The following is a 5,112-nucleotide window of genomic DNA, read 5'->3' as shown; positions in this document are numbered from 1 at the left end:
ATTGTGAAAAACCATCGCTGGAGCCACAGACATAGACAATACCGCATCTGTAGAGGGAGTGGTTAAAAAGTGAGAAACTGAAAGCGTCTCACCTAATTGTGGAGAAGGTTGTTCTTCATGAACTGGACGCAAAATCATTTGATCGGCTAAAGATTGAGAAGATTCTGAAACAGCAGCCTGTTGCTTTCCATCAGAAAAATGAGGAGGACTTGCTAGAGGGGAAACCACACGAGTCCGATTTTCTTGAGAAGGAGATCCCGAAACACTAGAAACATTCTGTGTTTCTCTTAAATGACGTGGAGGACGTGGTTTGGATTGCTCTTTTTTAGTAGATTTACGAGGACCGGTATTTTTTTCTCCAGAAGGAGAACTTTGATCAGATAATGCAACAGGGACCTTCGTTTTCTTGTTTACACACTGTGTTTCAGTATTAGAATGTTCTGCATTTTCAGAGGATCTACTTAAATACCAAATTGTAGCACTACCACTAGAACTAGCACATCTTTCTCTCTTCAGCAATTGATACTGATAGGTTCCACCATCAACAGCTACAATGTCCTTGCCCAAAAAATCTGCCAGAGTAAAATTAGCCCCTCCATCTTGGCTTCTATCGGTAATTAACGGAAGTTCAGTAACCAAACTATTCCTTTCTGAGAGAGGACCTGTAATTTCACGACCAGAATCTGCAACGCTTATTTTGTGATTACCTGCGCCCTCATCAATCGACAAGTAATCACTGAAATTCCCCGTAGCACTAATATTGAATCGAAAATGTAAATCCCCTGAAAGTTTCTCAACATGAAGTGAAATATGTCGTGGATCATAGGGGATAGAAGTAAAAATAACAGTTCCTCCGTGCCCCCCTAAATCTTCAATTTCAATTTGAGTTTTTTCTCCTATATTCCGTTCACCAACCTCAAATATTATTTCATCCACTCTCCCTTCTATAGGAATTTTTTTCTTAGTAGTATGATTTGTCCTATCACCAGCGAATAAATAAAGTTCGCCTTTATTATTGATCCTTACTTCTCCAACAACTCTCTGAATACCAGAGTGAAACCATGACCTAGCAGAATCCGTAATTGTTAAAGTATCCACAAACCCTTCAGAATATACAACTTGAATAGCCTGCCCCTTCAAAGTAGTAGCATAAGACTCTGCATACCCTAAGACGTGCTGTCTCCCATTCCCAGAGACCTCAGTATACATTGTTTTCCCCCCCTCTTTTCTTTGTACTGCATAAAGATTTTGTTCTCCGTTATCTCCCACTTTCGTATACCAAACCCACGCTCCATCATACACATTCTGCTGTCCCACTGCTCCACCATCCCCCGAAACTGTAGAATTATATGCACTACTTTTTCTCTCCACGCTTGTAAGGTCAAGATTTGGCTCTTCATGAATAAACTGCTTACCACCAAGGATTTTAGTATCTATTGCATTTCCTCCACGTGTAACTATTTGCATCCCTCCTTTTTTAATAGTGGAACCTACAGAAGTTGCTCTATTTTCAACAATCTCAACACTACCATCTCCAATTTTACTCTTACTCCTAGGAAAATTATTTGTAATCAGTGCTGAACCTTTTGGTATCTCTGCTCCATTTCCTACGTGTTCTACTATTGTTAGCTCTCCATTCCTGTTTTCAACTGCACTTGCAACTTGTACAAGACAACTGCTGATCATCAATACTGAAAAACTTAGCTTATGTTTATACTGCATTATCGACACTCCACTTTCAATTATTTAGAAAAATATCCCACGGCTACGTAGGTAACTCATCTTAGATTGTATCGTAATGTGTTTTATTTATGTTTAAAAACACTTTTAAAGTGTATTTTTTAATATAAACAACCTTAAGTTGTGTATCTATAAGCAGATAGAAAGTTCTAACTTAAGGCAGAAAATCTGAATAAAACTCAAATTGTTCACTTGAGTTCAAGGAACAATTTTCAATATTTGAAGTTAGATGAAAAAAATGCTCGTGCTTTTAAAGGAGAGTATAAAGATATCTTTACTGTTTGAGAAGATCTCTATACTCTGGAGAAACCAAAATCGAGCGTTATCTGTTTAAACTTGCAAAGCAATTACATCCATAAAGTTAATCAGCCGTGCACACATATATTTAGAAACTATAGCGTAATCCTAAAATACCTTGAAGAGCATTCTTAATCTTATGTCCTTTTAGATAATGTGCTTCCGCATAAAGTGTCAGTTTATCATTGACCGAACCGTTTAAACCAATTCCCAATTTACCTGCATTACCCGATAAGTCTGTGATAAATTTATGCTGGTTATTAATTGTCGTATAATTATTATTTATATTCTCACGCAACCAAGCTGCCATAATGTAAGCTGTTAATGAAGTTTCTGAATTCACAAAAAATTCATGTCCTGCAGTTAATCCAACTTCACTGCGGAATGAAATCAATGGACTTAGATCACCTATCATTCCATTTGAAAGTTTTATTTTTTTACCTTCAACCTGCAAACCTGTTAGCTTGATATAAGGCTGCATCCAAGTATTCTGTGCCGGTACAAAATAACAACCAATCTCAAATGACCCACCTATCGCCCACTGATTATAATGACTTTGAATAGCTAGATCATTCGTTGAGATGGCTTTCAAATTATCTCGGTAATAATTATATTTCAAAACACCATCCATATACCATCCACGATGATCAAAATAAGTTGCATAAGTTCCAATGCTATAAGAGCTCAGATCGCTGTCACCACCTCGTGCATGAGAAATACGTGCTTGATCATAACTACCGAAACCACCAACATACAACTCTCCATGCCTTAATCCACTCCACTGATCAGCACCAAAGACTAAACCTGTCTGCCCAAGCTTAAAGTGTGTATGGCCTGTCGCAATACGTCCTCTGCTCTTAATTCCATAAGTCCATAGTTCGATATCTTTCCTATTTCTGTCCAAAATTTTTCTAGCATTCCGTACAATTTGCAACTCATTGTTAAAAACAAGTCCAGGAACTACGGACAACGTTAACACTGCATCTGTAGAGGGGGTTGTTGATGTTTCACCAGGAACAAACGGATTTGTCGGATCTGGAATAGAGGTTTCTGGTCCACTGAGGCGGTCTGCCGATAAAAACCAAACTTTTCCATTTTCATCCTTTCTTTCTTTCAAATCATACATATAAGTTCCACCATCAATGGCGTTAATTTTGTCACCCTTAAAATCTGTCAGCGTAAAATGTGCTCCACCACTTTGATCCATAATTAAATCACGCTTATTTGAAAAAGGATCCGTGATTTCAACTCCAGAATCAGCAACACTTATCGTATGATTCCCAGTACCTTTCTCAACCAAGAGATAATCACCACGGCTATGGGCAATCGTAGTATTGAACGCGAAATGTAAATTTCCTGAAAGATTATTCACATGAAGCTGAGAATAATATGGATCAGAACCTGTAAACGAAAAAATAACACTCCCTTCACCACTTAATTTTTGTATCAAAGAACTTTTTCCATCAAACTCATCAGTAATAGAGTACAGTTTTGTATCTTTTCCATTTAAAATAATATCTTCTACTATGGTACGATGTTGATCATTCCCAGCATAAAGATGAAGCTGTCCAGAATGATTTACCTGTGTCTTTCCTTCTAATGTAGCCCCAGCATGCACCCATGATTTTGTTTCATCATTCATTGTTAGATTTTTTACAGATCCATCAGCATATATTTCCTGAATAGCGCTCTCATTTAAAGTAACTCCAATAGCCTTACCGCCTTTTAAGATACGCTGTTTACCACCGCCAAAAACTTCTGTATCAAATGTAAAACCACCATTTTTAGCACTTTGAGATTTTTTTCCAACCTCTTGTACGCCCCCTCGCATAACTTTCGTATTCCAAACTTTTCCGCCATCATATACTTTTTGTTGACCTAGTGTTTCATCTTGACCATAAATGACAGTATGAGAAGCACTACTCCCTTTAACCTCTCCTCCAACATTCCCCTCCCCGAAAACAAGTTGCTCACCACCATAAATTTTAGTCCCCTCTACTTTTCCTCCATTTCCAACACTTTGTTGTCCACCTTCTTTAACGACAGCATTTTTCGAAAAGCCTTGTTTTCCCTTTAAAGCCTCAACAATTTCAGTTCCACCATGTTCAATTTTACTATTTTCACTGAGACCTCCTGCATACACATAAAGCTCTGCACCATTTCTTACAGTGTTATTAATGGATCGCCCTGGGCTATCACTCTCGCCATCATTTGAAATGTATGCTTTACCTTCATTATCAAGGACATAATTTTCTAACAATGCCCCATCTTTAATGAAGATAAGTTCAGGTTTTTTAAGAAACGCAATATTTTGTTCTTGTACATTATCTCCAACATTGTTAGGATGACTGTTGTCGAGCTTCTGTTGACTCGCAAACACTCTAGCGCCCTTATCCTCAATAAAATCGCTAGGCTTTTTTAAAAAGTTTAATTCATTGCGCGTCTTTATAGTAACATCATTAGATGCTCCGAGTATGCATCGTCCTGTTTTCATATCCTCATTGTATTGATCCTGAAATATTTTGCCATTTTCATAACTTGAAGATTGACAAAAAAGTGGTATTCCCCCCTCATTTGCAGCAGCAGCTTGCACAAAACAGCTGCTCAACATGAGTACCCAATAATACCGTTTCCATTTATATTGTAGAGCCATATCCTCCCCCCTTCACGCCTGCATAGACAATAAAGATAATTAGCTCTACAAAACATATTTTCAACCTTAGATTGCAAAAAATCCTCCTTAAAAATCTTTCTTATCTAATAAAAAACTGTTCTTTACAGTTTTTTAAATACTTTTTTGATCAAGAATATAAGGGCGTTTTTATAATGCTTCTTTAGCATTTCCTCAGAGTTTTCTTATCAAAGAAAAAAGTAATACATAATAAAGTATATAAGGGTATACAGTTTATCATGAAAAGCGAATCTTCATACTCTGAAAAATTGTTCTCTGAACCTTCATTAAAGACCTTTAAAAACAATCCTACATTTAAAGATAATCAAAAAATAACCATATAATTAAAAACTATAGCGTACACCTAAAATAGCCTGAAGGGACTGTTTTGTTTTACGTCCTTT

2 protein-coding genes are annotated in these 5,112 nt (G+C 36.9%); both read right to left on the bottom strand.

Annotated elements, in window-relative coordinates; genetic code table 11:
- On the bottom strand, positions 1-1,722 hold a 1,722-nt coding region (locus ACFIJ0_RS08330), incomplete at its 3' end, for a pertactin-like passenger domain-containing protein (RefSeq protein ID WP_375622791.1).
- A 403-nt stretch (positions 1,723-2,125) separates the two neighbouring features.
- Positions 2,126-4,690: a BafA family autotransporter gene (gene bafA / locus ACFIJ0_RS08325; protein WP_375622789.1), complete on the bottom strand. Its 2,565-nt coding sequence runs from the start codon at positions 4,688-4,690 to the stop codon at positions 2,126-2,128.
- Between the last annotated feature and the right edge of the window lie 422 nt (positions 4,691-5,112).

Source organism: Bartonella sp. OC68QHHN (assembly GCF_042193875.1).
Taxonomy (GTDB): Bacteria; Pseudomonadota; Alphaproteobacteria; order Rhizobiales; family Rhizobiaceae; genus Bartonella; species Bartonella grahamii_A.
Note: the sequence above shows the minus strand (reverse complement) of the source record. Positions and strands in the feature narration are given on the sequence as shown.